The organism is Mycolicibacter hiberniae (assembly GCF_010729485.1).
Classification (GTDB): Bacteria; Actinomycetota; Actinomycetes; order Mycobacteriales; family Mycobacteriaceae; genus Mycobacterium; species Mycobacterium hiberniae.
In genome coordinates, this window is sequence record NZ_AP022609.1 from 174811 (window position 1) to 201534 (window position 26724).

Genomic DNA, 26724 nt, shown 5'->3' on the forward strand with positions numbered 1-26724 from the left:
ACCGTGACTACCTTCGACGGCGATACGCCTGCGGGCGAGCCGGTCGACGAGGCGGCGAGCACCGAGGTTCCCGCTGAGGACTCCGCGGTGGAGGCCACCGAGTCTGACGCCCCAGAAGCCCCAGAAGCCGCAGAGGCGGCCCACGACGAGCCGGCCGAGGAGCTCGACCCCGCGGCGGCGCTGAAGGCCGAGCTGCGCTCCAAGCCGGGCGACTGGTACGTCATCCACTCCTACGCCGGCTACGAGAACAAGGTGAAGGCCAACCTCGAGACCCGCGTGCAGAACCTGGACGTCGGCGACTACATCTTCCAGGTGGAGGTTCCCACCGAAGAGGTCACCGAGATCAAGAACGGCCAGCGCAAGCAGGTCAACCGCAAGGTGCTGCCGGGCTACATCCTGGTTCGGATGGATCTCACCGACGACTCCTGGTCGGCGGTGCGCAACACCCCGGGCGTGACCGGGTTCGTCGGCGCCACCTCGCGGCCGACCTCGCTGCCGCTGGACGACGTGGTCAAGTTCCTGCTGCCGCAGGGCGGGGCCAAGAAGCAGGCGCGTGGCACGGCGGGCGCCGCGGCCGCCGCCGAGGGCGGTCTGGAGCGGCCCATCATCGAGGTCGACTACGAAGTCGGCGAGTCGGTCACCGTGATGGACGGCCCGTTCGCCACGCTGCCCGCCTCCATCAGCGAGGTCAACGCCGAGCAGCAGAAGCTCAAGGTTCTGGTGTCCATCTTCGGACGCGAGACACCAGTGGAACTGGCCTTCAACCAGGTCTCAAAGATTTAGTACGCAGGAAAGGAAACACCCTCTCATGGCCCCGAAGAAGAAGGTCGCCGGGCTGATCAAGCTTCAGATCAAGGCAGGCGAGGCCAACCCCGCGCCGCCGGTCGGACCCGCACTTGGTCAGCACGGCGTGAACATCATGGAATTCTGCAAGGCGTACAACGCCGCGACGGAGAGCCAGCGCGGCAACGTCATCCCCGTGGAGATCACCGTCTACGAGGACCGCAGCTTCACGTTTGCGCTCAAGACCCCGCCCGCGGCGCGGATGCTGCTCAAGGCCGCCGGTGTCGCCAAGGGTTCGGCCGAGCCGCACAAGACCAAGGTTGCCAAGGTGACCTGGGACCAGGTGCGCGAGATCGCCGAGACCAAGAAGGCCGACCTCAACGCCAACGACATCGAGGCGGGAGCCAAGATCATCGCCGGTACCGCCCGCTCCATGGGTATCACCGTCGAGTAGTAGCAGTACCTCGGCGAATCGACCGAGCACGACCGAGCGGGGCGAGGAACGAGCCCCAGCAAGGGAATGCGAGGGAGCATTCGACGAGAAACAAGTACGTGGGAGGGCCAGCTTCGGCCCGACTTTAACCACGACCAACCACGAGATTGGATCACCGATGAGCAAGACCAGCAAGGCCTACCGCGCCGCCGCCGAGAAGGTGGACCGCGACAACCTCTACAGCCCGCTGCAGGCGGCGAAACTGGCCAAGGAGACGTCGTCGACCAAGCAGGACGCCACCGTCGAGGTGGCCATCCGGCTGGGGGTCGACCCGCGTAAGGCCGACCAGATGGTGCGCGGCACCGTCAACCTGCCGCACGGCACCGGTAAGACCGCGCGCGTGGCGGTGTTCGCGGTCGGCGAGAAGGCCGAGCAGGCCATCGCCGCCGGCGCCGACGTGGTCGGCAGCGACGACCTGATCGAGAAGATCCAGGGCGGGTTCCTCGACTTCGACGCCGCGATCGCCACCCCGGACCAGATGGCCAAGGTGGGCCGGATCGCCCGCGTGCTCGGCCCGCGTGGCCTGATGCCCAACCCCAAGACCGGCACCGTCACCCCCGATGTCGCCAAGGCCGTGGCCGACATCAAGGGCGGCAAGATCAACTTCCGGGTGGACAAGCAGGCCAACCTGCACTTCGTGATCGGCAAGGCGTCCTTCGACGAGAAGAACCTGGTCGAGAACTACGGTGCCGCCCTCGATGAGGTACTGCGGCTCAAGCCGTCGTCCTCCAAGGGTCGTTACCTCAAGAAGGTCACGATCTCGACCACGACGGGCCCCGGCATCCCGGTGGACCCGGCCGTGACCCGCAACTTCACGGCCGAATAAGACCCTCCGAAAAGCCCCCGTCACGCGCCGGCGTGCGGGGGCTTTTCGCTGTGCGCAGGGAGCCTGGGCAAGCCCCACCGAAAAGCCCCCGTCACGCGTGGTGCGTGCGGGGGCTTTTCGCGGTGCGCTGGGATCAGGCGGGTTGCTTGACGTAGGTGACCAGACTGACGTCCAGGGTCTCGTCGGTGAAGTAGTACTCGCAGCCGCGCAGGTACTTCATGTAGCGCTGGTAGACCTCTTCGGACTGGATGGCCACAGCCTCGTCGTGGTTGGCCTCCAACGCGTCGCCCCACATCTTCAGCGTCTTGATGTAGTGGGGGCGCAGCGAAAGCGCTTCGGGCACAGTGAAACCGGCCTTTTCGCCGTGCTCCACCATCATCTTGGTGGTGGGTAGCCGCCCACCCGGGAAGATCTCGGTCAGGATGAACTTGATGAACCGGGCGGTTTCGAACGTCAGCTTTTTGCCGCGTGCGTTGAGCTCATAGGGGTGGAAGCCCACGCTGCTCTGGATGGTCATCCGCCCATCGGCCGGCATGTTGTCATAACAGTTCTTGAAGAACGCGTCGTAGTTCTCGAAACCGAAGTGCTCGAAGGCCTCGATCGACACGATCCGGTCCACCGGCTCGTGGAACTGCTCCCAACCCTGCAGCAGGACGCGCCGCGACCGGTCGGTGTCGATGGCGTCCAGCAGGCCCTGGGTGTAGGCGTGCTGGTTCTTCGACAGGGTCAGGCCGATCACGTTGACGTCGTACTTCTCGACGGCCCGCTTCATGGTCGCGCCCCAGCCGCAACCGACATCCAGCAGCGTCATACCGGGACGCAGGTCCAGCTTGTCCAGGTTCAGGTCGAGCTTGGCGATCTGAGCCTCCGCCAAGGTGACATCCGGGGACTCGAAGTACGCGCAGCTGTAGGTGCGGCTCGGATCCTGGAACAGTGCGAAGAAATCGTCCGACAGGTCGTAGTGGGCCTGGATGTTTTCGAACTTCGGACGCATCTCCGCGGTGTCTGTCGCTTTGTCCACCATGTGTGACTGATTGCCTTCCTGATGAAACCCGCGGTGAGTCGGACGTGATGTCCGCCACGCCGGCCAACTGTTGAAGCTTAACGGGTTGGGGGGTGAATCCGTTGACGTGAAATGCAGCCAAGCCGAAACCCGCGGCAGGCCGATCCGGACTATTTTTGCAGCGTGTACTGGTGGACGCTGGTGTTTCCGTTTTGGAACAGTGCCACACAGCCGTTGAGGTACTTGTCGAAGCGGTCGTAGGCCTCCTGGCCCTGCACCTCGATCGCCCGCTCCTTGTTAGCCTCCAGCATCGCCGCCCAGTCCTGCAGGGTGCGTGCGTAGTGCGGCCCGATCTCGTCGTCCCGGGTCACGGTGAAACCGGCGTCGGCGGCGTACTTGCGGGGCAACCACGCCGACGGAAGCTGACCGCCGGGGAAGATCTCCCGCATGATGAACAGGGTGAACTTGGCGAGCGACATGGTCATCGGAATGCCCTTTTCCTGGGCCTCGTCCTGCCCGCTGATCGCGGTGATCGTGTGCAGCAGCATCCGGCCGTCGTCGGGCAGCGCGTTGTAGGCGGTCTCGAAGAAGGCCGGCCAGCGGTCGCGGCCGAAGTGCTCGAACGCGCCGATCGACACGATCCGGTCCACCTTGTCGGTGAACTCCTCCCAACCCTGCAGTCGCACCTCGACGGTGCGGTTGGTGTCCACCTTGGCGAGCTTGTCGATGGCGTACTGACGCTGCTCGCCGCTGAGGGTGAGGCCGATGACGTTGACGTCATACTTCTCCAGCGCGTGCTGCATGCAGGCCCCCCAGCCGCAGCCGACGTCGAGCAGTGTCATGCCGGGCTCCAGGCCCAGCTTGCCCAGCGCCAGGTCGAACTTGGCGATCTGCGCCTCGTCGCAGGTGGTGTCCTTGTCGGGGTAAAACCCGCAGGTGTAGCCCATTGTCGGACCTAGGAACAGCTCGTAGAACTCGTTGGAGATGTCATAGATCGACTGAAGTTCTTCGTACTTCGGTTCCAATTTCGGCATGGCTATGTCAACTCGCGATCTGTCTCAAAGAGGGGAGGGTGTGGATAGCGTACCGTTGCCGGTCTGTTATGAGCACTCCGGCGTGGCTTTGCTCGACGCCGGGCCGGCCGCCGCGGCTACCGTCCCGCAGCAAATGTGGTGGTCAGCTCGCTGATCAACGGGTCCCAGAGCTCTTCGGGCAGGTCGTGGCCCATACCCTCGAACAACACCAGGCGTGCCGAGTCGATGGCGTCGGCGATCGCCCGTCCGCCCGCCGGGCGCATCAGCTTGTCGGCCAGGCCGTGGATGACCACGGTGGGCGCCGTGATCAGCCGGTCGTAAGCGGCCAGGCTGCCGCTGGCCAGGATGGCCCCGAATTGGCGGGCGATCCCCCACGGGTAGTAGCTGCGCTCGTAGGCCTCGATGATGTTGGCCCGCAGCTTCTCTTCCGGCGTCGGGTAGCCGGGGCTGCCGATGATCCGGCTGGCGCGCACCGCGTTGTCGATGATCACCTCGCGCGGGGAGTCCGGCGACGGTCCGGTCAGCAGCGCCATCAGCGCCCGCGGTGCCGGCGGCGGCAGGAAACGCCGGTTGTTGCTGGAGAAGATGACGGCCAGCGAACGGGTCCGGGTGGCGAATCGGGCCGCGAAGACCTGCGCGATCATGCCCCCCATCGAGGCGCCGACCACATGCGCCTGCTCGATACCCAGATGGTCCAGCAGGGCGGCGGCGTCGTCGGCCATGTCTTCGAGGGTGTAGGGCGCCGGGCTGGGCCTACCCAGCCAGAACCGGGCCATGCGCGGGACCACCGCGTCACGTCCGCGATGGTGGTCGAGCTTGCTGGACAAGCCGACGTCGCGGTTGTCGAAGCGGATCACCCGGTGGCCCTGGGCCACCAGCTTCTCGCAGAAACCGGTGCGCCACAGCAGCAGCTGGGCGCCCAGTCCCATCACCAGCAGCACCGGGGGATCCTCGGGGTTGCCCAAGTCTTCGTAGAAGATCTCCAGATCCCCCGAGCGGGCGCGGCCACTGCGTATCTCCACGGTCAGACTTCCGGCTCTTCGGTGTGGTCTTTGTGCTCGCGGCTGACATCGACCATGAAGTTGGCGAAGTAGCCGGTCAGCTGCGGATCCGACATCATCTGCCAGCGCGGGGCCAGCAGCTTCATGTACCGCTCCACATAGAGGAACTGCTTGCCGATCAGGACCAGCTCGCGCGGCAGCTTGACGTCGTAGGCGTCGGCAAGTGCCCCGAGCTGCCGACCGATCTCGGCGTAGGACATGTCGCCCAGCGATTTCATGGTCAGCGGCGTGGCGAACGCCTCGAGGTCCTTGGCGGCCTGACCCTCGGGTTTGACGGTGCCCACCGCACCCATCAGCACCACGATCTTGCCGGCGGCGGCGTGGTCCTTCTTGACCAGCAGCGCATACACCAGCTCGCGCAGCAGCCAGCGGGTGCGCGGGTCGATGCGCCCCATGATGCCGAAGTCCAGGAACACCACCCGGCCCTGGTCGTCGACCAGCAGGTTGCCGGCGTGCAGGTCGCCGTGGAACAGCCCGTGCCGCAGTCCGCCCTCGAAGGTGGAGAACAGCAGTGCCTTGACCAGCTCCACGCCGTCGAATCCGGCCTTGCGGATGGCGGGCGCGTCGTCGATGCGCAGTCCCGACACCCGCTCCATGGTCAGCACCCGCTCGCTGGTGAAGTCCCAGTACACGTCGGGCACCTTGATGTTGCGGCCCAAGGGAGAGGCGTGCAGGTGCGAGACCCAGGTCTGCATCGACTGGCCCTCGATGCGGAAGTCCAGTTCCTCGGCCAGGTTGTCGGCGAAATCGGCGACCACATCGCCGGCCGACAGCCGCCGGCCCAGCTTGGCCAGCTCCACCACCTGTGCGAACCGCTTGAGGATCTGCAGGTCGGCGGCGACCCGGCGGCGGATGCCCGGCCGCTGAATCTTGACCACCACCTCCTCGCCGCTGTGCAGGGTGGCGAAGTGCACCTGGGCGATCGACGCCGAGGCGATCGGCGTCTCGTCGAACTTCGCGAACAGCTCCTGCGGCTCGGCGCCCAGTTCTTCGACGAGCAAATGATGCACTTCGGCGGGGTCGGCAGGGGGGACGGCGTCGAGCAGCCCGCGGAACTCCCGCGACAGCGGCTCGCCGAATGCGCCGGGACTCGAGGCGATGATCTGGCCGAACTTGACGTAGGTGGGGCCCAAGTCGGCGAACGTCTGGGGCAGCTCGCGGATCACCTTCTGCTGAATCGGTCCCGGCGAGAGCAGCCGGGTGAAAACACGGGTGGCGGCGCGGGCGAGCTGCCAGCCCGTCACACCGATACGGGCCGCCTCAACCGGCAACGGCACCCGATCGAGCTGGGCGACCTGGCGGGGTGGGGTCGAACTCATTGCTGCAGTCTGCCAAATCAGCGGCGGAAGTTCTCCGCCAGCGCACCGGTCACCGGTGGGCACGTCCGGGCATGGTCAGTCCTTTGGATCGCGCTGGTGCGCGTACAGATCGCGCAGGCAGGCGATTTCGGCTCCGTGATGGATGGCTTCGCGGTGGATGTGTATGACCAGCTCCGCCATGGTGTGGTCGGCCCACGGCCCCTCCGCCGCACCGATGGGCCGGTCCAAGGCGGACGCATCGAGGCCGCGCACCCCGGCCATCCAGCCTGCGTAGGCGTCATCGAGCTGGCGCAGCGCGGTGGCGGCGTCGAGGGCGTAGGGCCAGCTCTGGTAGTCGGCCGGCGGCCCGCCGAAGTGGTGGTGGTTGCGCGCGGCGAACACGCCGACGGTGACGTGCGCCATCCGCCAGGCGATGGTGGTGAAGGGCGCGGGCTCGGGCGCCGGGAAGGCGAAGTCGATGCCGCCGCGGTGTACGGTCCAGCAGCCGGCCACCGGCTCCCACAGGTACTCGTCGTCGGTGAGGCCGTCCAGCCGGGGCCGCAGCTGGTTCTGCCAGTGCCAGTCGAGCTGGTTGGCCAGCAGGTCAGGAGAGACGGGCATGACCCGAGCCTGCCAGGCAGTTCGGACAATTCCCACCCACACCGGCCACGGCCGGTCACCGAAAGGCTCCGCCGGCTGGGCGGGCGTCCGTAGGTTTGTGGCATGCGGATCCTCGACGTCGAATCGACCGAGAAGTTCGTCGGACCGGCCGACGCACCCGCGCAACTGGTCCGGGTCGACTACCGCGACGCCGACGTGGCGACACCGCTGCGTATCGACGGCGCGGGGCTGGCCGGCGAAGCCGTGGCCGAGCCCGGAAGCGGTGTCGTCGAGGTCCCGGTGACGGTCGCCGACCCGACGCCCGGCCAGCAGCGTGCCGCAAGAGCCAACGGCATCGACTTCACCTTCACCGTGGCCGAGCCCGGCTGGACCCTGTTCATGGTCGGCCATTTCCATTACGACCCGGTGTGGTGGAACACCCAGGCCAACTACACCAGCGTGTGGACCGAGCACCCGCTCGGGGCGTGCCGGCAGTCCAACGGCTTCGACCTGGTGCGCGCCCACCTGGACTGGGCCCGCGACCACCCCGAGTACAAGTTCGTGATGGCCGAGGTCGACTACCTCAAGCCCTACTGGGACACCCACCCGCAGGACCGCGCCGAACTGCGCCGGCTGCTCGCGCAGGGCCGGGTCGAGGTGATGGGCGGCACGTACAACGAACCGTCGACGAACCTCACCGACGCCGAGACCACGATTCGCAACCTGGTGGCCGGGATGGGCTTCCAGCGCGACGTCATGGGCGCCGATCCGGTCACGGCGTGGCAGCTGGACGTGTTCGGCCACGATCCCCAGTTCCCCGGGCTGGCCGCCGACGCCGGGCTGTCGTCCAGCGCCTGGGCCCGCGGACCGTTTCACCAGTGGGGCCCGATGGCCGAGCGCGGCGATCCCCGGCGGATGCAGTTCCCCAGCGAGTTCGAATGGATCGCGCCGTCGGGCCGCGGCCTGCTGACCCACTACATGCCCGCGCACTACGCGGCCGGCTGGTGGATGGATGCCAGCGCGTCGCTGGCGGCCGCGCAGGACGACGTCTACCGGCTGTTCGTCGACATGAAGAAGGTGGCCGCCACCCGCAACGTCCTGCTGCCGGTGGGCACCGACTTCACCCCGCCCAACCGGTGGATCACCCAGATCCACCGGGACTGGAACGCCCGCTACACCTGGCCGAGGTTCATCTGCGCCCTGCCGCGCGAGTTCTTCGCCGCGGTGCGCGCCGAACTGCGGCAGCGCGGGGCCCAACCGTCCCCGCAGACCCGCGACATGAACCCGATCTACACCGGTTGCCACGTGTCCTACATCGACACCAAGCAGGCCAACCGGGCCGCCGAACGGGCGACCCTCGGGGCGGAGCGCTTCGCGGTGTTCGCCGCGGCGCTGACCGGCGCACCCTATCCGGACGCCGCCCTGGCCAAGGCCTGGGCGCAACTGTGTTACGGCGCCCACCACGACGCGATCACCGGCTCGGAGGCCGACCAGGTCTATCTGGACCTGCTGACCGGCTGGCGCGACGCCTGGCAGTTGGGCACCGACGCCCGCGACAACGCCCTGACGGCGCTGTCGGGCCTGGTGGAAACCGGCCACGACGGGCAGCACGTGGTGGTGTGGAACCCGGTGGCCCGGGACCGCACCGATGTCGTCACCGTGCACCTGGCGTCCCCGCTGGCGGCCGGTGCCCGAGTCATCGACTCCGACGGCATCGAGCATGCCGCCCATGTCGACCACGGGGGCAGCACGCTGAGCTGGCTGGCGGTTGACGTGCCGTCGCTGGGCTGGCGGTCCTCCCGGGTGATCCCCACCCCGGATGCCCGCGGCTGGCAACCGGTGGCCGGCGCCGAGATCAGCAACGAGCACCACCGGCTGGTCGCCGACCCGGCCCGCGGCGGCGGGATCGCGTCGTGGCGCCACCGGGGCCGCGAGATGATCGTCGACGGCGGATGGGGCAACCAGCTCGCCGTCTACGACGAATACCCCCGGCACCCGCAGTCCGGTGAGGGACCGTGGCATCTGGTGCCCAGCGGCAACCTGTTCACCTCGGCGGTGGCCACCGCCGTGACCGTGCAGGCCCAGCACGGCCCGCTGGGGCAGCGGCTGGTGGTGTCCGGTCAGATCCGCGACGTGCTGACCTACACCCAGACCCTGACCCTGTGGCACGGGGTGGACCGGGTGGACTGTGCCACGACCGTGCACGAGTTCACCGGGGCCGACCACCTGCTGCGGCTGCGCTGGCCCTGCCCGATCCCCGGCGCCATGCCCGTCGCCGAGGTGGCCGACGCGGTGATCGGACGTGGCTTCGCCGTCCTGCACGAGCCCAGTGGGCGTTCGGTGGACACGGCGCAGTACCCCCGCACCCTGGACACCTCCGCCCACCGGTGGTTCGGCCTGTCGGCGACCGTCCGGATCAACGCCGGCGGCGGCAGCCGAGCGGTGTCGGTGGCCGAAGTCGTCCGCCCGGCCGGGCTCGCGTCGCCGCGGGAGTTGATGGTCGCGCTGGTGCGGCGCGGAGTCACCGCCACCTGTTCGCAGGCCGAGGGGCCCCGCTACGGCGACCTCGGCGTCGACTCCAACCTGCCCGACGTCCGCATCGCCCTGGGCGGGCCGGACCGTAACGGTTTCACCCGAGCCGTGCTGGCGGACGCCGATCCGGCGTACACCGCCGAGCTGCGCAGCCAGCTCGAGCGGCACGGCCGGGCCAGGGTGTGGGTTCCGGCGCAGACCCCGCTGGCGCGGGCCTGGGTTCCCGGAGCCGACCTGACCGGCCCGCGCGCCCTGCCCGTGCTGATGCTCGCCGCCCGCGACGACGACGGGCTGGCGGCCGAGATCAGCCGGTTGGCCGACGATCTGGCCGACGCCCAGATCGAGGTCGAGCAGGACGTCAGCGCGCAGATGGAGCCCTTCGAGGCGCGCACCGTCGCGCTGATCAACCGGGGCGTGCCCAGTTTCGCCGTCGACACCGCGGGCACCCTGCACACCGCGTTGCTGCGCTCCTGCACCAGCTGGCCGTCGGCGTCGTGGACCGACGGCCCCCGGCGGGCCGCCCCCGACGGCAGCGCCTTCCAGCTGCAGCACTGGACACACACCTTCGACTACGCACTGGTGGCCGGCGACGGCGACTGGCGCGACGCGCAGATCCCCGAGCGCAGCGCGCAGTTCGCCGATCCGCTGCGGGCCGTCCCGGCGGCTGAAGGCGGCGGCCCGCTGCCGGCGAGCGGATCGTTGCTGCGCCTCGGCGACGGCGTGGGCCTGGGTGCGCTCAAGGCGGCGGGAAATCCGCTGGCCCGCGGCAGCGCGGCGCCGGTCGACCCGAGCACCGTCACCCTGCGGCTGGTGGAGACCCACGGCGCCGGGGCCGCGGTCTCGGCGCACAGCGACGTGGGCACGCTCACCGTCCTGGGCCGCGCCGATCTCCTGGAACAGCCGCTCGAGCAGCCTGTTCCCGACCGGCTGCACGGCTGCGAGATCGCCACGCTCACTGCGCGCCTGCGCGTCGAGGGCAGCGGTGCGGGCCGTGCGGCCACCGGCCTGGCGCCGGAGACGGAGGCGGCGCAGCCGCTGTACGCCCGGTACTGGCTGCACAACCGCGGCCCGGCGCCGCTGGGCGGTCTGCCGGCGATCCCGGCGGTGCACCCGCACCGGGTCGACGCCGAGCCGGGCACGCAGCACACCCTCGAGCTGACCGTGGCCAGCGACTGCGTGGACTCGACGTTGACCGGCGTGGTGACGTGGCAGTGCCCGCCGGGCTGGGCCGTCACGCCGGACGAACACCGGGTGCGCCTGGCGGCCGGGGAGCATCTGCGCGTGCCGGTGAGCGTGCGGGTGCCGGCCGCCGCCGGCCCGGGGCTCTACCCGCTGCGGGCTCGACTCGACCTGTCCGGCGACCTGCCGCGGGCCTGGTCCCAGCCGGTCGAAGACGTGGCGGTGGTGCGCGTGGCGGATCCGGGTGCCGACCGGCTGCTCTATGTCGAGAACCTCGAGGAGCTCGCGGTTACCGCGGGGCGGTCTGGACGGCTGACGGTCACGGTCGGCACCGACGCCCACGCCGACCTGGCGATCGAGGCGCACCTGATCAGTCCCTGGGGCACCTGGGAGTGGGCCGGGCCCCCGGCGGTCGGTGCCGTGGTGCCGGCCGGGGGGTGCGTGGAGCTGGGCTTCGATATCGCTCCGCCGGCGTGGACCCAGCCGGGTGCCTGGTGGGCGTTGGTCCGGGTCGCCGGGGCGGGTGCGCTGGCCTATTCGAACGCTGTGCCGATAGCGGTGCTGGCGCCGAGCCGGGTGACGGTCGACTGATGGGCGCCACCCTGGCGCTGGACGTCGGCGGAACCAAGGTCGCCGTGGGCCTGGTCGATTCCGGCGGGGCGCTGACCTACACCGCCACCCTGCCCACCCCGGCCGATCAGGGCACCGAGGTGGTGTGGTCGGTGGTGGCCGAGCTGATCGCCGGCGCCCTCGACGCCGCCGGCGGACGGGTGGACGCGGTCGGCATCGGCTCGGCCGGGCCCGTCGACGTCGGCATCGGTACGGTCAGCCCGCTCAATATCGCGGGCTGGCGCGGCTTCGCCCTGCGTGACCGGGTGGCTGCCGCGGTGCCCGGCGTGCCGGTCCGCCTGGGCGGCGACGGGGTCTGCATGGCGCTCGGCGAGTACCGGTACGGCGCCGGACGCGGCAGGCGATCCATGCTCGGGATGGTGGTGTCGACCGGGGTGGGCGGGGGCCTGGTGCTCGACGGCGCCCCCCTGCACGGCCGTACCGGCAATGCGGGGCACGTCGGGCATGTCGTGGTCGATCCGCAGGGCGAGGTGTGCCGCTGTGGCGGGCGCGGTTGCGTGGAGACCATCGCGTCCGGCCCGGCGATGGTGCGCTGGGCGCTGAGCAACGGCTGGGTCCCGCAAGCCCCGGTGGCCGACGCCAAGGCGCTGTCCGCGGCGGCGCAAGCCGGTGACCCGGTGGCCGTGCAGGCGTTCCGGCGTGGCACCGACGCACTGGCGGTGATGATCACCTCGGTGGCGGCGGTGTGCGATCTGGATCTGGTGGTCATCGGTGGGGGAGTCGCCAAGTCCGGGGCCGTGCTGTTCGGGCCGCTGCGGACTGCGCTGGGGCAGCGGGCCCGGCTCGATTTCCTGAGCGGGTTGCAGGTGGTGCCCGCAGAACTCGGCGGCGACGCCGGGTTGGTGGGCGCCGCGGTCCTGGCCACCTTGGATTGACTCTGCGCCCACCACGGCAAAGTGCGAGAAGGCCCCGCGGTGGGCGCAGAGTCAATCCAAGGTGGCTGTGGACCCCGTTTTGGCCAAACAGCACTTGACGGGCTATGGTCAGTGGCGATCCACCGAAGACCGTCGGTCACCGAGCAATCGGTTGAAGGTCCGGGAAGTATCCCGGCGGCCCACGCAGGAGGACGAGGCACCGGCGCAGCCGGCACGTTTCTGTGACGCCCCGACCGCATCCTGCGTCGGGGCGTTCGTTATTTCCCGGGTGGGTCACCGAGACAAGAGTGACTTGAGACAAGCACAGCGACCCCGAGGAGGTATGCATGGCGCGGGCTGACAAGACCGCCGCCGTCGCGGACATCGTCGAGCAGTTCAACGAGTCGGCCGCCACCCTGATCACCGAGTATCGCGGTCTGACGGTGGCGAACCTGGCGGAGCTGCGGCGATCACTTGCCGGTTCTGCCACCTACACGGTGGCGAAGAACACGCTGGTCAAGCGGGCTGCTGCCGAGGCCGGGCTGGAGGGCCTCGAGGAGCTGTTCGCCGGTCCGACGGCGATCGCTTTCGTTCGGGGTGAGCCCGTCGACGCCGCCAAGGCCATCAAGAAGTTCGCCAAGGACCACAAGGCGCTGGTCATCAAGGGCGGCTACATGGACGGTCGGGCACTGACCGTCGCCGAGGTGGAGCGCATCGCCGACCTGGAGTCGCGCGAGGTGCTGCTGGCCAAGATGGCCGGTGCCATGAAGGCCAACCTGTCCAAGGCTGCCGGACTGTTTGCTGCCCCGGCATCGCAGATGGCGCGCCTGGCAGCGGCGCTGCAGGAGAAGAAGCCCGCCGAGGCTGCTCCTGCCGCCGAGGCCCCGGCTGCCGAGGCGCCGGCCGAGGCCGAGGCTCCCGCCGAGACCGACGCTCCGGCGGAGGCCGCCGAGGCTGCGGCCGAGACCGAATAACCCCCATCCCAACTTCCCTAACCGGAATCAGAAAGGACCGAAATCATGGCTAAATTGTCCACCGAAGAGCTGCTCGACGTCTTCAAAGAGATGACCCTGCTGGAACTGTCGGAGTTCGTGAAGCAGTTCGAGGAGACCTTCGACGTCACCGCCGCGGCTCCGGTCGCTGTGGCCGCCGTCGCAGGTGCCGCCCCCGCCGCTGAGGCCGCCGAGGAGCAGTCCGAGTTCGACGTCATCCTGGAGTCGGCCGGCGAGAAGAAGATCGGCGTGATCAAGGTGGTCCGCGAGATCGTCTCCGGCCTGGGCCTCAAGGAAGCCAAGGACCTGGTCGACAGCGCCCCCAAGCCGCTGCTGGAGAAGGTCGCCAAGGAGGCTGCCGAGGACGCCAAGGCCAAGCTCGAGGCGGCCGGCGCCAGCGTCACCGTCAAGTAGTAGCGCTACGCAGCAAAGCCCCCGGGCCCGCAAGGGTCCGGGGGCTTTTGCCGTTCAGCCCTGGTGGCGCGCCGCGGCCAGCGACTGCGCCGCCCGCTCGGGCGTATCGCCGAGGGCGACCAGCAGGCTGATCGTCATCGGACTCAGGACCTGGGTTGCCGCGTGGACCTCGTCGTCGGCGCCGCCGAAGTAGCCGGCCAGTTCCAGCATCATGAAGCCGTGCATCACCGTCCAGAACTGCGCGGCGGCGGCCACCACCGCCGCGTCGGTCTGCTCGGCCGACGCGTTCGGCACCACCCGCAGGCGGCCGGCCTGTATCGATCGGTGCACGCCCCGGACCAGGTGGGCGAAGCTTGGCACCGCGGCATCGATTTCGGCGGTGCCGAACGCCAGCATGTTGTGGGCGGGCGCATTGATGCCGTGTGCGCTGGTGCTGCCGAACATCAGCCGGTACAGGTGGGGCCGATCGCGGGCGAACCTGCGGTAGACGATCCCGGTGGCGAGCAGGTCGGCGACGGGATCGTCGGTGGCGGGCAGCGTCAGTGCCACGTCGAACTGGCGCAGGCCCTCGTCGGTGATCGCGGCGATCAGCTGCGGCATCCCGCCGAAGTGGGTGTAGACCGCCATGGTGGAGGTTCCGGCGGCGGCGGCGATCTTGCGGGTCTGCAGCGCCTCGGGACCGTGTTCGTCAAGCAGGGCGAGGGCTGCGGTCAGCAAGTCCGCGCGCACCGTCCGCTCGGGCTGCGAAGTCACGCTTGCCATCGTCGCACAGGGGGCGTACGGTTCCAATAACACGGAAATAACAATGTTATGGAGGCTTCCATGTCGATCGAAACGCCACGTTCGGCGCGGACGCCGAACCCCTACCTCGACGACGTCCTGGCTCCGGTCGACACCGAGTTGACGGTGACCGACCTGCGCGTCAGCGGCCAGATCCCGGACTACCTCGACGGACGCTACCTGCGCAACGGACCCAATCCGGTCGCCGACGTCGATCCGGCGACCTACCACTGGTTCACCGGCGACCCGATGGTGCACGGCGTGGCGTTGCGTGACGGCCGGGCCCGCTGGTACCGCAACCGCTGGGTGCGCACCCCGGCGGTCTGTGCCGCGCTGGGCGAACCGCTGCCGGGCCGCATCGACGTGCGGGCCGGGATGAAGTCCGTCGGACCCAACACCAACGTGGTCGAGCACGCCGGCAAGACGCTGGCGCTGGTGGAGGGGGGAGTGGCCAGCTACGAGCTGACCGAGGATCTGGACACGATCGGCACCTGCGACTTCGACGGCACCCTGTACGGGGGCTACACCGCGCACCCGCATCGTGACCCGCGCACCGGCGAGTTGCACGCCGTGTCCTATTCCTTCGCCCGCGGCAGTTCCGTGCAGTACTCGGTGATCGACACCGCCGGGCGCATGCGCCGCTCCGTCGACATCGCGGTGACCGGAGCGCCGATGATGCACGACTTCTCGCTGACCGAGAAGTACGTGGTGGTCTACGACCTGCCGGTCACCTTCGATTCGGCCGACGTGCTGCCGGTGCGCATGCCCCGCTGGCTCAAGGCACCGGCCCGCATGGTGCTCAGCAGTCTGATCGGAAAGGTCCGGCTGCCCAGCCCGGTCACCGCGCTGGTCAACCGCGACACCAGGCCCCCGACCGGGATGCCCTACTCGTGGAATGCCGACTACCCCGCGCGCATCGGGGTGATGCCGCGCGAGGGCGCGCCGAAGGTGCGCTGGTTCGAGGTGGAATCCTGCTATGTCTTCCACCCGGTCAACGCCTACACCGAGGTCTCGCCGGCCGGACACGAGTTGCTGGTCCTCGACGTGGTGCGCTACACGAAGATGTTCGAGGTCGACCGGCACGGCCCGGGTGACGTTGCGCCCACGCTGGACCGCTGGACCATCGACCTGGACACCGGGGCGGTGAGCACCGAGGCGCGCGATGACCGGCCGCAGGAGTTCCCGCGGATCAACGAGGCGCTGACGGGGGCCAAACACCGTTTCGGCTACACCATGGGCATCCAGGGCGGTTTCGTCGGCGGCGCGGGGGCGCCGATGTCGACCGCGCTCTACAAGCACGACTACCTGAACGGAACGAGCCTGACCGCGCCGCTGGACCCGGCGCTGGTGATCGGCGAGATGTCGTTCGTGCCCCGGCCCGGCGGCCGCGAGGAGGACGACGGCGTGCTGATCGGCATGGCACACCACCGGGGCGACGACGAGGGGCGATTGCTGATCCTCGACGCCGCCTCCTGTGAGCCGGTGGCCACCGTGCACCTGCCCCAACGGGTTCCGATGGGCTTCCACGGCAACTGGACACCTGTCGACTGAGGCGGACCGCCGATAACGGTCGCACGGGTGCGCTACAGTGGCCCAAGCCACAAGCCAGTCGTGGCACGACCAGACGTTGCGGAAGGACCTCACTAATGGGTGTCGCCATCGAGGTACAGGGGCTTACCAAGTCCTTCGGATCGGCCCGGATTTGGGAAGACGTCTCTATGACCATTCCCGAGGGAGAGGTCAGCGTTCTGCTCGGACCCTCCGGTACCGGCAAGTCCGTGTTCTTGAAGTCCCTGATCGGCCTGCTGCGCCCCGAGCGCGGGTCGATCACCATCGACGGCACCGACATCCTGCAGTGTTCGGCCAAGGAGCTCTACGAGATCCGCACGCTGTTCGGCGTGCTGTTCCAGGACGGCGCGCTGTTCGGGTCGATGAACATCTACGACAACACCGCCTTCCCGCTGCGTGAGCACACCAAGAAGTCCGAGAAGGAAATCCGTGACATCGTCATGGAGAAGCTCGAGATGGTCGGTATGCCCAACGACGGCTACAAGTTCCCCGGCGAGATCTCCGGTGGTATGCGCAAGCGTGCCGGCCTGGCCCGGGCCCTGGTGCTCGACCCGCAGATCATCCTCTGCGACGAGCCCGACTCCGGCCTGGACCCGGTCCGCACGGCCTACCTGAGCCAGCTGCTGATCGACATCAACGCCCAGATCGACGCCACCATCCTCATCGTCACGCACAACATCAACATCGCGCGCACGGTGCCGGACAACATCGGCATGCTGTTCCGCAAGGAGCTGGTGATGTTCGGGCCCCGCGAGGTGCTGCTGACCTCCGACGAGCCGGTGGTGCGCCAGTTCCTCAACGGCCGGCGTATCGGCCCCATCGGCATGTCCGAGGAGAAGGACCAGGCGACCGCGGCGGCCGAGGAGGCCATGATGGCCGCCGGCCAGAGCGACGGCGGCGTCGAAGAGATCGAGGGCGTGCCGCCCCAGCTCAGCGCGACCCCCGGCCTGCCGGAGCGCAAGGGGGTGGCGCGCCGCCGGGCTCGGGTGCGCGAGATTCTGCACACCCTGCCCGCCAACGCCCAGGCGGCCATCCGTGACGAGCTCGACGGCGCTCACCACTACGCCGTCCACGAGTTCCCGGCGGACGAAGACGCTCCCACTGCGTCGATCCCGACCCCGCCTGGCTGAGTCCGGCCAGGCTCGCCGATCGCAGCTCTTGACGGACGGACCTCGACGGTCCAATCTGTTCACCAGCACACTTGCGGGAGTCCGGCGGAGGCCAGCCAGCACCGATAGGGCTCCGGGACGGCGCAGTTGAGGATTGCGTCAGCCTGCGCTATTGTTGGACGTTGCGCTGGCTTCCTCCTGCCCATCCCTTACCCGCACCCGAACACCGCAGTACAGCCTGAGCCAGATCTTTCGGCTCGATTCAGGACTGTCACCTCGTGGTTGGGCTGTGCGTGAGCCGGACAGAGCGTTCGCCAGCCCAACCAACGGTCGATATTCGCAGCGAACGGGCCCGGTGAGAACCGGGGTCCGCTGGCCGCATTAGGTGCTGGAAGGATGCATCTTGGCAGTCTCGCGCCAGAGCAAAAAGAACGCCTCAGGTACTACCCACAATTCTCCCAACAGCTCCGTGCCCGGGGCCCCCAACCGGGTGTCCTTCGCCAAGCTGCGTGAACCTCTCGAGGTTCCGGGTCTGCTCGACGTGCAGACGGACTCGTTCCAGTGGCTGATCGGGGCGCCGCAGTGGCGCGAGAAGATGGCCCAGCAGACCGGTGCTGCGCCCAAGGGTGGCCTTGAAGACGTGCTCGAAGAGCTGTCCCCGATTGAGGACTTCTCCGGCTCCATGTCGCTGTCGTTCTCCGACCCGCGGTTCGACGAGGTCAAGGCGCCGGTCGACGAGTGCCGCGACAAGGACATGACGTATGCCGCCCCGCTGTTCGTCACCGCGGAGTTCATCAACAACAACACCGGCGAGATCAAGAGCCAGACGGTGTTCATGGGTGACTTCCCGATGATGACCGAGAAGGGCACGTTCATCATCAACGGCACCGAGCGCGTGGTGGTGTCCCAGCTGGTGCGTTCGCCGGGCGTGTACTTCGACGCCAACATCGACAAGTCCACCGAGAAGACGCTGCACTCGGTGAAGGTGATCCCGGGCCGCGGCGCCTGGCTGGAGTTCGACGTCGATAAGCGCGACCTGGTCGGCGTCCGTATCGACCGCAAGCGCCGTCAGCCGGTCACCATCCTGCTCAAGGCGCTGGGCTGGACCTCCGAGGCGATCCGGGAGCGGTTCGGCTTCTCCGAGATCATGATGTCGACGCTGGAGAAAGACAGCGCCGCCAGCCCCGACGAGGCGCTGCTGGACATCTACCGCAAGCTGCGGCCGGGCGAGCCGCCCACCAAGGAGTCCGCGCAGGCGTTACTGGAGAACCTGTTCTTCAAGGAGAAGCGCTACGACCTGGCGCGGGTGGGTCGCTACAAGATCAACAAGAAGCTCGGTCTGACCGCCAACCCGGGCGAGGCGCAGGCGACCACCCTGACCGAAGAGGACATCGTGGCCACCATCGAGTACCTGGTGCGCCTGCACCAGGCCGCTCAGGACGGCGTCTCGGCCACCATGACGGTGCCGGGCGGTGTCGAGGTTCCCGTCGAGGTCGACGACATCGACCACTTCGGCAACCGGCGGCTGCGCACCGTGGGTGAGCTGATCCAGAACCAGATCCGGGTCGGCCTGTCCCGGATGGAGCGGGTGGTCCGTGAGCGGATGACGACGCAGGATGTCGAGGCCATCACGCCGCAGACCCTGATCAACATCCGCCCGGTGGTCGCCGCGATCAAGGAGTTCTTCGGCACCAGCCAGCTCTCCCAGTTCATGGACCAGAACAACCCGCTGTCGGGCCTGACCCACAAGCGCCGCCTGTCGGCGCTGGGCCCGGGTGGTCTGTCCCGGGAGCGGGCCGGCCTGGAAGTTCGTGACGTGCACCCGTCCCACTACGGCCGGATGTGTCCGATCGAGACCCCGGAAGGCCCCAACATCGGCCTGATCGGGTCGCTGTCGGTGTACGCACGGGTCAACCCGTTCGGCTTCATCGAGACGCCCTACCGCAAGGTGGTCGACGGTGTGGTCACCGACGAGATCCACTACCTGACCGCCGACGAGGAGGACCGCCACGTCGTGGCGCAGGCCAACTCGCCGCTGGAGGACGACGGCCACTTCGCCGAGGAGCGCGTGCTGGTGCGCCGTAAGGGCGGCGAGGTCGAGTACGTGTCTTCGGCCGAGGTCGACTACATGGACGTCTCCCCGCGCCAGATGGTGTCGGTGGCCACGGCCATGATCCCGTTCCTCGAGCACGACGACGCCAACCGTGCCCTGATGGGTGCCAACATGCAGCGTCAGGCGGTTCCGCTGGTGCGCAGCGAGGCGCCGCTGGTGGGCACCGGCATGGAGTTGCGCGCCGCGATCGACGCCGGCGACGTGATCGTCGCCGACAAGACCGGTGTCATCGAGGAGGTGTCCGCCGACTACGTCACGGTGATGGCCGACGACGGCACCCGCCAGACCTACCGGATGCGCAAGTTCAACCGGTCCAACCACGGCACCTGCGCCAACCAGCGTCCGATCGTCGACGCCGGCCAGCGCGTGGAGGCCGGTCAGGTGATCGCGGACGGCCCGTGCACCGACAACGGTGAGATGGCCCTGGGCAAGAACCTGCTCGTGGCGATCATGCCGTGGGAAGGGCACAACTACGAGGACGCGATCATCCTGTCCAACAGGCTGGTCGAGGAGGACACGCTGACCTCGATCCACATCGAGGAGCACGAGATCGACGCCCGCGACACCAAGCTGGGCGCCGAGGAGATCACCCGGGACATCCCGAACGTCTCCGATGAGGTGCTGGCCGACCTCGACGAGCGCGGCATCGTGCGTATCGGTGCCGAGGTCCGCGACGGCGACATCCTGGTCGGCAAGGTCACCCCCAAGGGTGAGACCGAGCTGACGCCCGAAGAGCGGCTGCTGCGTGCGATCTTCGGCGAGAAGGCTCGCGAGGTCCGCGACACCTCACTGAAGGTGCCGCACGGTGAGTCCGGCAAGGTCATCGGCATCCGGGTGTTCTCCCGCGAGGACGACGACGAGCTGCCCGCCGGTGTCAACGAGCTGGTGCGTGTCTACGTCGCGCAGAAGCGCAAGATCTCCGACGGTGACAAGCTGGCCGGCCGCCACGGCAACAAGGGCGTCATCGGCAAGATCCTGCCGGCGGAGGACATGCCGTTCCTGCCGGACGGCACGCCGGTCGACATCATCTTGAACACCCACGGTGTGCCGCGGCGTATGAACATCGGTCAGATCCTGGAGACCCACCTGGGCTGGATCGCCAAGACCGGCTGGAACATCGATGTGGCGGCCGGTACGCCGGATTGGGCGGATCAGCTCCCCGAGGAGCTCTACTCCGCCGGACCCGACACCCGCACCGCGACCCCGGTGTTCGACGGCGCGAAGGAGGCCGAGCTGCAGGGCCTGCTGTCCTCGACGTTGGCCAACCGCGACGGTGAAGTCATGGTCAACGGCGACGGCAAGGCGCAGCTGTTCGACGGCCGCTCCGGTGAGCCGTTCCCGTACCCGGTGACCGTCGGCTACATGTACATCATGAAGCTGCACCACCTGGTGGACGACAAGATTCACGCGCGTTCCACCGGTCCGTACTCGATGATCACCCAGCAGCCGCTGGGTGGTAAGGCGCAGTTCGGTGGCCAGCGGTTCGGTGAGATGGAGTGCTGGGCCATGCAGGCCTACGGTGCGGCGTACACGCTGCAGGAGCTGCTGACGATCAAGTCCGACGACACCGTCGGCCGGGTCAAGGTCTACGAGGCGATCGTCAAGGGCGAGAACATCCCCGAGCCGGGCATCCCGGAGTCCTTCAAGGTGCTGCTCAAAGAGCTGCAGTCCCTGTGCCTCAACGTCGAGGTGCTCGCGAAGGACGGTGCGGCGATCGAGCTGCGCGAAGGCGAGGACGAAGACCTGGAGCGGGCAGCCGCCAACCTGGGAATCAACCTGTCCCGCAACGAATCCGCTTCTGTGGAAGACCTGGCCTAGTTACTAGTTACTAATCCCGCAAGGGGAAAGGGAGTTACGTGCTAGACGTCAACTTCTTCGATGAGCTCCGCATCGGCCTGGCGACCGCGGAGGACATCCGGCAATGGTCCTACGGCGAGGTCAAGAAGCCGGAAACGATCAACTACCGCACGCTCAAGCCCGAGAAGGACGGCCTGTTCTGCGAGAAGATCTTCGGACCGACTCGCGACTGGGAGTGCTACTGCGGCAAGTACAAGCGGGTGCGCTTCAAGGGCATCATCTGTGAGCGCTGTGGCGTCGAGGTAACTCGCGCCAAGGTGCGTCGTGAGCGGATGGGCCACATCGAACTGGCCGCCCCGGTCACTCACATCTGGTACTTCAAGGGCGTGCCGTCGCGCCTGGGCTACCTGCTGGACCTGGCACCCAAGGACCTCGAGAAGATCATCTACTTCGCGGCCTACGTCATCACCAGCGTCGACACCGAGATGCGCCACAACGAGCTCTCCACCCTGGAAGCCGAGATGGTCGTCGAGAAGAAGTCGGTCGAGGACCAGCGCGACGCCGACCTGGAAGCCCGTGCCCAGAAGCTCGAGGCCGACCTGGCCGAGCTCGAGGCCGAGGGTGCCAAAGCCGACGTGCGCCGTAAGGTTCGCGACGGCGGCGAACGCGAGATGCGCCAGCTGCGCGATCGTGCCCAGCGCGAGCTGGACCGCCTCGGCAACATCTGGGACACCTTCGTCAAGCTGGCTCCCAAGCAGCTGATCGTCGACGAGACCGTCTACCGCGAGCTGGTGGATCGCTACGGCGAGTACTTCACCGGCGCCATGGGTGCCGAGTCGATCCAGAAGCTCATCGAGACCTTCGACATCGACGCCGAGGCCGAGTCGCTGCGCGACATCATCAAGAACGGCAAGGGCCAGAAGAAGCTTCGCGCCCTCAAGCGACTGAAGGTGGTCGCCGCGTTCCAGCAGTCGGGCAACTCCCCGATGGGCATGGTGCTCGACGCGGTGCCGGTGATCCCGCCGGAGCTGCGCCCGATGGTCCAGCTCGACGGTGGCCGGTTCGCCACCAGTGACCTCAACGACCTGTACCGCCGGGTCATCAACCGCAACAACCGTCTCAAGCGACTGATCGATCTGGGTGCGCCCGAGATCATCGTCAACAACGAGAAACGGATGCTGCAGGAGTCGGTCGACGCGCTGTTCGACAACGGCCGTCGTGGCCGGCCGGTCACCGGACCGGGCAACCGCCCGCTGAAGTCCTTGAGCGACCTGCTCAAGGGCAAGCAGGGCCGGTTCCGTCAGAACCTGCTCGGCAAGCGTGTCGACTACTCGGGCCGTTCGGTGATCGTCGTCGGTCCCCAGCTCAAACTGCACCAATGCGGTCTGCCGAAGCTGATGGCACTGGAGCTGTTCAAGCCGTTCGTGATGAAGCGACTGGTCGACCTGAACCACGCCCAGAACATCAAGAGCGCCAAGCGGATGGTGGAGCGGCAGCGCCCCCAGGTGTGGGACGTCCTCGAAGAGGTCATCGCCCAGCACCCGGTGCTGCTCAACCGTGCACCCACGCTGCACCGGTTGGGTATTCAGGCCTTCGAGCCGCAGCTGGTGGAAGGCAAGGCGATCCAGCTGCACCCGCTGGTCTGTGAAGCCTTCAACGCCGACTTCGACGGCGACCAGATGGCTGTGCACCTGCCGCTGAGCGCCGAGGCGCAGGCCGAGGCCCGCATCCTGATGCTGTCTTCCAACAACATCCTGTCGCCGGCGTCGGGCCGTCCGCTGGCCATGCCGCGACTGGACATGGTCACGGGCCTGTACTACCTGACCACCGAGATCAAAGGTGACACAGGCGAATACACTCCGGCCGCCAAGGACCGCCCGGAGTCTGGCGTGTACTCCTCGCCGGCTGAGGCGATCATGGCCGTGGACCGCGGCGCGTTGAGCGTGCGGGCGCGGATCAAAGTGCGGCTGGACCAGCTGCGGCCGCCGGCTGAGGTGGAGACCGAGCTGTTCGGCGAGAACGGCTGGCGCCCGGGCGGCGCCTGGATCGCCGAGACCACGCTGGGCCGGGTCCTGTTCAACGAGCTGCTGCCGGCCGGGTACCCGTTCGTGGACAAGCAGATGCACAAGAAGGTTCAGGCCGTCATCATCAACGACCTGGCCGAGCGCTACCCGATGATCGTGGTCGCGCAGACCGTGGACAAGCTCAAGGACGCCGGCTTCTACTGGGCCACGCGTTCGGGGGTCACGGTGTCGATGGCCGACGTGCTGGTGCCGCCGCGCAAGAAGGAGATCCTCGACGCCTACGAGGAGCGCGCCGACAAGCTGGAGAAGCAGTTCCAGCGTGGTGCTCTCAACCGGGACGAGCGCAACGAGGCGCTGGTGGAGATCTGGAAGGAAGCCACCGAGGAGGTGGGTCAGGCGCTGCGTGACCACTACCCGTCCGACAACCCGATCATCACGATCGTGGACTCCGGTGCGACGGGTAACTTCACCCAGACCCGGACGCTGGCCGGCATGAAGGGTCTGGTGACCAACCCCAAGGGTGAGTTCATCCCGCGGCCGATCAAGTCCTCCTTCCGTGAGGGCCTGACCGTGCTGGAGTACTTCATCAACACCCACGGCGCCCGAAAGGGCTTGGCGGACACCGCGTTGCGTACCGCCGACTCGGGTTACCTGACCCGTCGTCTGGTGGACGTGTCCCAGGACGTGATCGTGCGCGAGCACGACTGCGGCACTGAGCGCGGCATCATCGTCGACTTGGCCGAGGTGCAGGCCGACGGATCGCTGATCCGCAACCCGTTCGTCGAGACCTCGGCGTACGCCCGCACGCTGGCCGTGGACGCGGTCGACAGCAACGGCAACGTTGTGGTCGAGCGCGGACACGACCTGGGCGACCCGTCGATCGAGGCGCTGCTGGCGGCCGGTGTCGCCACCGTCAAGGTGCGTTCGGTGCTGACCTGCGCCACCGGAACCGGGGTCTGCGCAACGTGCTACGGCCGCTCGATGGCAACCGGCAAGCTGGTGGACATCGGTGAGGCGGTCGGTATCGTCGCCGCCCAGTCCATCGGTGAGCCCGGCACGCAGCTGACCATGCGTACCTTCCACCAGGGTGGTGTCGGTGAAGACATCACCGGTGGTCTGCCGCGGGTGCAGGAACTGTTCGAGGCGCGGGTGCCGCGCGGCAAGGCGCCGATCGCCGACGTCGCCGGGCGGGTGCAGCTGGAAGAGGGCGAGAAGTTCTACAAGATCACGATCGTGCCGGACGACGGTGGCGAGGAAGTGGTCTACGACAAGCTGCCCAAGCGTCAGCGGCTGCGCGTGTTCAAGCACGAGGACGGCTCGGAGCGGTTGCTGGCCGACGGCGACCACGTCGAGGTCGGACAGCAGCTCATGGAGGGTTCTGCCGACCCGCACGAGGTGCTGCGCGTGCAGGGGCCCCGTGAGGTGCAGATCCACCTGGTCAACGAGGTCCAGCAGGTCTACCGGGCCCAGGGTGTGTCGATCCACGACAAGCACATCGAGGTGATCGTCCGGCAGATGCTGCGCCGGGTGACCATCATCGACTCGGGCGCCACGGAGTTCCTGCCCGGTTCGCTGACCGAGCGGGCCGAGTTCGAGACGGCGAACCGGCGGGTGGTGGCCGAGGGCCTCGAGCCCGCGGCTGGGCGTCCGGTGCTGATGGGTATCACCAAGGCATCGCTGGCCACCGACTCGTGGCTGTCGGCGGCCTCCTTCCAGGAGACCACCCGCGTGCTGACCGATGCGGCGATCAACTGCCGCAGCGACAAGCTGCAGGGCCTGAAGGAGAACGTGATCATCGGCAAGCTGATCCCGGCCGGCACCGGCATCAACCGGTACCGCAACATCGCCGTTCAGCCCACCGAAGAGGCCCGGGCCGCTGCGTACACGATCCCGTCCTACGAGGATCAGTACTACAGCCCGGACTTCGGCGCCGCCACCGGCGCCGCGGTTCCGCTGGACGACTACGGGTACAGCGACTACCGCTAGTCGGCAACGAGAAGAGCCCCGGAGCAGCGCTCCGGGGCTCTTCTCATTGGCTCGCAGGCCGAAACAGCGGCGCTGCGCCCGTCGTGAGCACGCAAGGTTGCGGCCCGGCAGCCGGCAAGGTTGCATCGTTGGCATGGGGGACGAACTCAAGGACACCACCTTTTCCCGCACCCAGCGCCGCCAGTACCGGCACAAGATCCAGCAATGCCTGGATGTCTTCGAGACGATGCTGGCTCAGGCCAGCTTCGACTGCGATCCGCCGTTGACCGGCATGGAGATCGAGGGCAACCTGATCGGCGCCGACTACCTGCCGACCATGGCCAACGCCGGTGTCCTGTCATCGATCGACGATCCGGCATTTCAGCGGGAATTGGGTTCCTACAACATCGAGTTCAACGTGCCGCCCCGGCAGTTCACGGCGCTGTCCGCGCTGGATCTCGAAGCTGAGGTGCGGGCCCGGCTCAATGCCGCCGAGGCCAAGGCCCGCGCCCACGACGCGCGGATCGTGATGATCGGGATTCTGCCGACGCTGATGCCCGATCATCTGTCCGGGGACTGGATGAGTGACTCGGCGCGGTATGTGGCGCTCAATGACTCGATCTTCGCCGCCCGCGGCGAAGACATCGACATCGACATCGACGGCCCGGAGCCGCTGAACCTGCACGTCGGAGACATCGCGCCGGAATCGGCTTGCACCAGTACACAATTGCACCTGCAAGTCTCGCCGTCAGACTTCGCCAGCCACTGGAATGCCGCGCAGGTGGTGGCCGGCCCGCAACTGGCGATCGGCGCCAATTCGCCCTACTTCTTCGGCCATCGGCTCTGGGCGGAGACCCGGGTGGAGTTGTTCGCCCAATCCACCGACACCCGCCCCGACGAACTGAAGAACCAGGGCGTGCGGCCCCGGGTCTGGTTCGGTGAACGGTGGATCACCTCGATTTTCGACCTGTTCGAGGAGAACGTGCGCTACTTTCCGTCGCTGCTTCCCGAGATCTCCGATGAGGACCCGGCCGACGAACTCGCGCAGGGCCGCACCCCGCAGCTGGCCGAGCTGCGTCTGCACAACGGCACCGTCTACCGCTGGAATCGACCGGTCTACGACGTCGTGGACGGCCGGCCGCACCTGCGGGTGGAGAACCGCGTCCTGCCTTCGGGTCCTACGGTCGCCGATATGGTGGCCAACGCGGTCTTCTACTACGGCCTGCTGCACCGCCTGGCCCGTGAGCAGCGTCCGCTGTGGACCCAGTTGGGTTTTGCGGTGGCCCACGACAACTTTCGGCGGGCGGCGCGCCACGGCATGGCGGCCCGGCTGTTCTGGCCGGGTCTGGGCGAGGTGAGTGCGGCGGAGTTGACGCGGCGCGTGCTGCTGCCGTTGGCCCGGCAGGGTCTGGAGGAATGGGGCGTGGCAGCCGAGGTGGTCGACCACTACCTGGGGATCATCGCCGATCGGGTGACGACCGGACGCAACGGCGCCACCTGGCAGGTGGCGACGGTTCGGGCGTTGCAGGAGCGGGGCGCCAGCCGGACTGCCGCACTGTCGGAGATGCTGCGCCGCTACTGCACGCACATGCACACCAACCAGCCGGTGCACACCTGGCCGATCGATCTGGACTGACCGTCGGCGTCGCGGCGCCGGTAGGCTGGCCG

18 protein-coding genes are annotated in these 26724 nt (G+C 68.0%); 12 read left to right on the forward strand and 6 right to left on the reverse strand.

The window, feature by feature from the left end:
* The first annotated feature begins 3 nt into the window (after positions 1-3).
* From nusG to rplA, 3 genes are all read left to right on the forward strand, one after another.
* Positions 4-783, forward strand: coding sequence for a transcription termination/antitermination protein NusG (gene nusG, locus G6N14_RS00865; protein ID WP_085134886.1), 780 nt, complete (start codon positions 4-6; stop codon positions 781-783).
* 25 nt (positions 784-808) lie between these two features.
* Positions 809-1237, forward strand: coding sequence for a 50S ribosomal protein L11 (gene rplK / locus G6N14_RS00870; protein ID WP_085134887.1), 429 nt, complete (start codon positions 809-811; stop codon positions 1235-1237).
* 157 nt (positions 1238-1394) lie between these two features.
* Entirely contained in the window at positions 1395-2102 is a 708-nt protein-coding gene (rplA, locus tag G6N14_RS00875; protein ID WP_085134888.1) for a 50S ribosomal protein L1, read from the forward strand.
* 133 nt (positions 2103-2235) lie between these two features.
* Here the strand turns inward: rplA and G6N14_RS00880 are convergent, their stop codons facing one another.
* From G6N14_RS00880 to G6N14_RS00900, 5 genes are all read right to left on the reverse strand, one after another.
* Entirely contained in the window at positions 2236-3126 is an 891-nt protein-coding gene (locus tag G6N14_RS00880) for a cyclopropane mycolic acid synthase family methyltransferase (protein ID WP_085134889.1), read from the reverse strand.
* 149 nt (positions 3127-3275) lie between these two features.
* Positions 3276-4139: a cyclopropane mycolic acid synthase family methyltransferase gene (locus G6N14_RS00885; protein ID WP_085134890.1), complete on the reverse strand. Its 864-nt coding sequence runs from the start codon at positions 4137-4139 to the stop codon at positions 3276-3278.
* 116 nt (positions 4140-4255) lie between these two features.
* A complete protein-coding gene (locus G6N14_RS00890) occupies positions 4256-5161 on the reverse strand; it encodes an alpha/beta fold hydrolase (protein ID WP_085134891.1) in 906 nt (301 codons plus the stop codon).
* 2 nt (positions 5162-5163) lie between these two features.
* Positions 5164-6519 (reverse strand): ABC1 kinase family protein, encoded by a 1356-nt coding sequence (locus G6N14_RS00895; RefSeq protein WP_085134892.1) that lies wholly within the window; start codon positions 6517-6519, stop codon positions 5164-5166.
* A 75-nt stretch (positions 6520-6594) separates the two neighbouring features.
* Positions 6595-7119, reverse strand: a complete 525-nt coding sequence (locus G6N14_RS00900; protein ID WP_085134893.1) for a DinB family protein — start codon at positions 7117-7119, stop codon at positions 6595-6597.
* A gap of 102 nt (positions 7120-7221) precedes the next feature.
* Between G6N14_RS00900 and G6N14_RS00905 the strand changes: the two genes are divergently transcribed.
* The 4 genes from G6N14_RS00905 to rplL all read left to right on the forward strand — a co-directional run bounded on the left by G6N14_RS00905 (position 7222) and on the right by rplL (position 13699).
* Positions 7222-11400, forward strand: a complete 4179-nt coding sequence (locus G6N14_RS00905) for a glycoside hydrolase family 38 N-terminal domain-containing protein (protein WP_085134894.1) — start codon at positions 7222-7224, stop codon at positions 11398-11400.
* Entirely contained in the window at positions 11400-12314 is a 915-nt protein-coding gene (locus G6N14_RS00910; protein ID WP_085134895.1) for an ROK family protein, read from the forward strand. The genes G6N14_RS00905 and G6N14_RS00910 overlap by 1 nt, the downstream gene beginning before the upstream one ends.
* A 326-nt stretch (positions 12315-12640) precedes the next feature.
* Positions 12641-13267, forward strand: coding sequence for a 50S ribosomal protein L10 (gene rplJ / locus G6N14_RS00915; RefSeq protein ID WP_085134896.1), 627 nt, complete (start codon positions 12641-12643; stop codon positions 13265-13267).
* Positions 13268-13312: 45 nt separating this feature from the next.
* Complete coding sequence (gene rplL / locus G6N14_RS00920; RefSeq protein WP_085134897.1) at positions 13313-13699, forward strand: 50S ribosomal protein L7/L12; 387 nt, start codon at positions 13313-13315, stop codon at positions 13697-13699.
* A gap of 54 nt (positions 13700-13753) precedes the next feature.
* On the opposite strand, the gene G6N14_RS00925 is transcribed toward rplL, so the two are convergent.
* Positions 13754-14461 carry a TetR/AcrR family transcriptional regulator gene (locus G6N14_RS00925; RefSeq protein ID WP_085134898.1) on the reverse strand — a complete coding sequence of 236 codons (708 nt, stop codon included), beginning with the start codon at positions 14459-14461 and terminating at the stop codon, positions 13754-13756.
* A gap of 60 nt (positions 14462-14521) precedes the next feature.
* On the opposite strand from G6N14_RS00925, the gene G6N14_RS00930 reads away from it, so the two are divergent.
* From G6N14_RS00930 to G6N14_RS00950, 5 genes are all read left to right on the forward strand, one after another.
* Positions 14522-16030, forward strand: coding sequence for a carotenoid oxygenase family protein (locus G6N14_RS00930; RefSeq protein ID WP_275986583.1), 1509 nt, complete (start codon positions 14522-14524; stop codon positions 16028-16030).
* A gap of 95 nt (positions 16031-16125) precedes the next feature.
* Complete coding sequence (locus tag G6N14_RS00935; protein ID WP_085134899.1) at positions 16126-17178, forward strand: ABC transporter ATP-binding protein; 1053 nt, start codon at positions 16126-16128, stop codon at positions 17176-17178.
* 364 nt (positions 17179-17542) lie between these two features.
* Complete coding sequence (rpoB, locus tag G6N14_RS00940; RefSeq protein ID WP_109559743.1) at positions 17543-21088, forward strand: DNA-directed RNA polymerase subunit beta; 3546 nt, start codon at positions 17543-17545, stop codon at positions 21086-21088.
* 38 nt (positions 21089-21126) lie between these two features.
* Positions 21127-25077 carry a DNA-directed RNA polymerase subunit beta' gene (locus G6N14_RS00945; protein WP_085134901.1) on the forward strand — a complete coding sequence of 1317 codons (3951 nt, stop codon included), beginning with the start codon at positions 21127-21129 and terminating at the stop codon, positions 25075-25077.
* Between the two features lie 133 nt (positions 25078-25210).
* Positions 25211-26692 carry a glutamate-cysteine ligase family protein gene (locus tag G6N14_RS00950; RefSeq protein WP_085134902.1) on the forward strand — a complete coding sequence of 494 codons (1482 nt, stop codon included), beginning with the start codon at positions 25211-25213 and terminating at the stop codon, positions 26690-26692.
* The last annotated feature ends 32 nt before the right edge of the window (positions 26693-26724 follow it).

Excerpts from the sequence above, each read along its gene's own strand:
- rplK (WP_085134887.1), top strand. The coding sequence starts at position 809 with ATGGCCCCGAAGAAGAAGGTCGCCGGGCTGATCAAGCTTCAGATCAAG.
- G6N14_RS00925 (WP_085134898.1), bottom strand. The coding sequence starts at position 14,461 with ATGGCAAGCGTGACTTCGCAGCCCGAGCGGACGGTGCGCGCGGACTTG.
- G6N14_RS00885 (WP_085134890.1), bottom strand. The coding sequence starts at position 4,139 with ATGCCGAAATTGGAACCGAAGTACGAAGAACTTCAGTCGATCTATGAC.
- rplJ (WP_085134896.1), top strand. The coding sequence starts at position 12,641 with ATGGCGCGGGCTGACAAGACCGCCGCCGTCGCGGACATCGTCGAGCAG.
- rplA (WP_085134888.1), top strand. The coding sequence starts at position 1,395 with ATGAGCAAGACCAGCAAGGCCTACCGCGCCGCCGCCGAGAAGGTGGAC.
- G6N14_RS00910 (WP_085134895.1), top strand. The coding sequence starts at position 11,400 with ATGGGCGCCACCCTGGCGCTGGACGTCGGCGGAACCAAGGTCGCCGTG.
- G6N14_RS00950 (WP_085134902.1), top strand. The coding sequence starts at position 25,211 with ATGGGGGACGAACTCAAGGACACCACCTTTTCCCGCACCCAGCGCCGC.
- G6N14_RS00880 (WP_085134889.1), bottom strand. The coding sequence starts at position 3,126 with ATGGTGGACAAAGCGACAGACACCGCGGAGATGCGTCCGAAGTTCGAA.
- G6N14_RS00900 (WP_085134893.1), bottom strand. The coding sequence starts at position 7,119 with ATGCCCGTCTCTCCTGACCTGCTGGCCAACCAGCTCGACTGGCACTGG.
- rplL (WP_085134897.1), top strand. The coding sequence starts at position 13,313 with ATGGCTAAATTGTCCACCGAAGAGCTGCTCGACGTCTTCAAAGAGATG.
- G6N14_RS00905 (WP_085134894.1), top strand. The coding sequence starts at position 7,222 with ATGCGGATCCTCGACGTCGAATCGACCGAGAAGTTCGTCGGACCGGCC.
- G6N14_RS00935 (WP_085134899.1), top strand. The coding sequence starts at position 16,126 with ATGGGTGTCGCCATCGAGGTACAGGGGCTTACCAAGTCCTTCGGATCG.
- G6N14_RS00930 (WP_275986583.1), top strand. The coding sequence starts at position 14,522 with ATGTCGATCGAAACGCCACGTTCGGCGCGGACGCCGAACCCCTACCTC.
- G6N14_RS00895 (WP_085134892.1), bottom strand. The coding sequence starts at position 6,519 with ATGAGTTCGACCCCACCCCGCCAGGTCGCCCAGCTCGATCGGGTGCCG.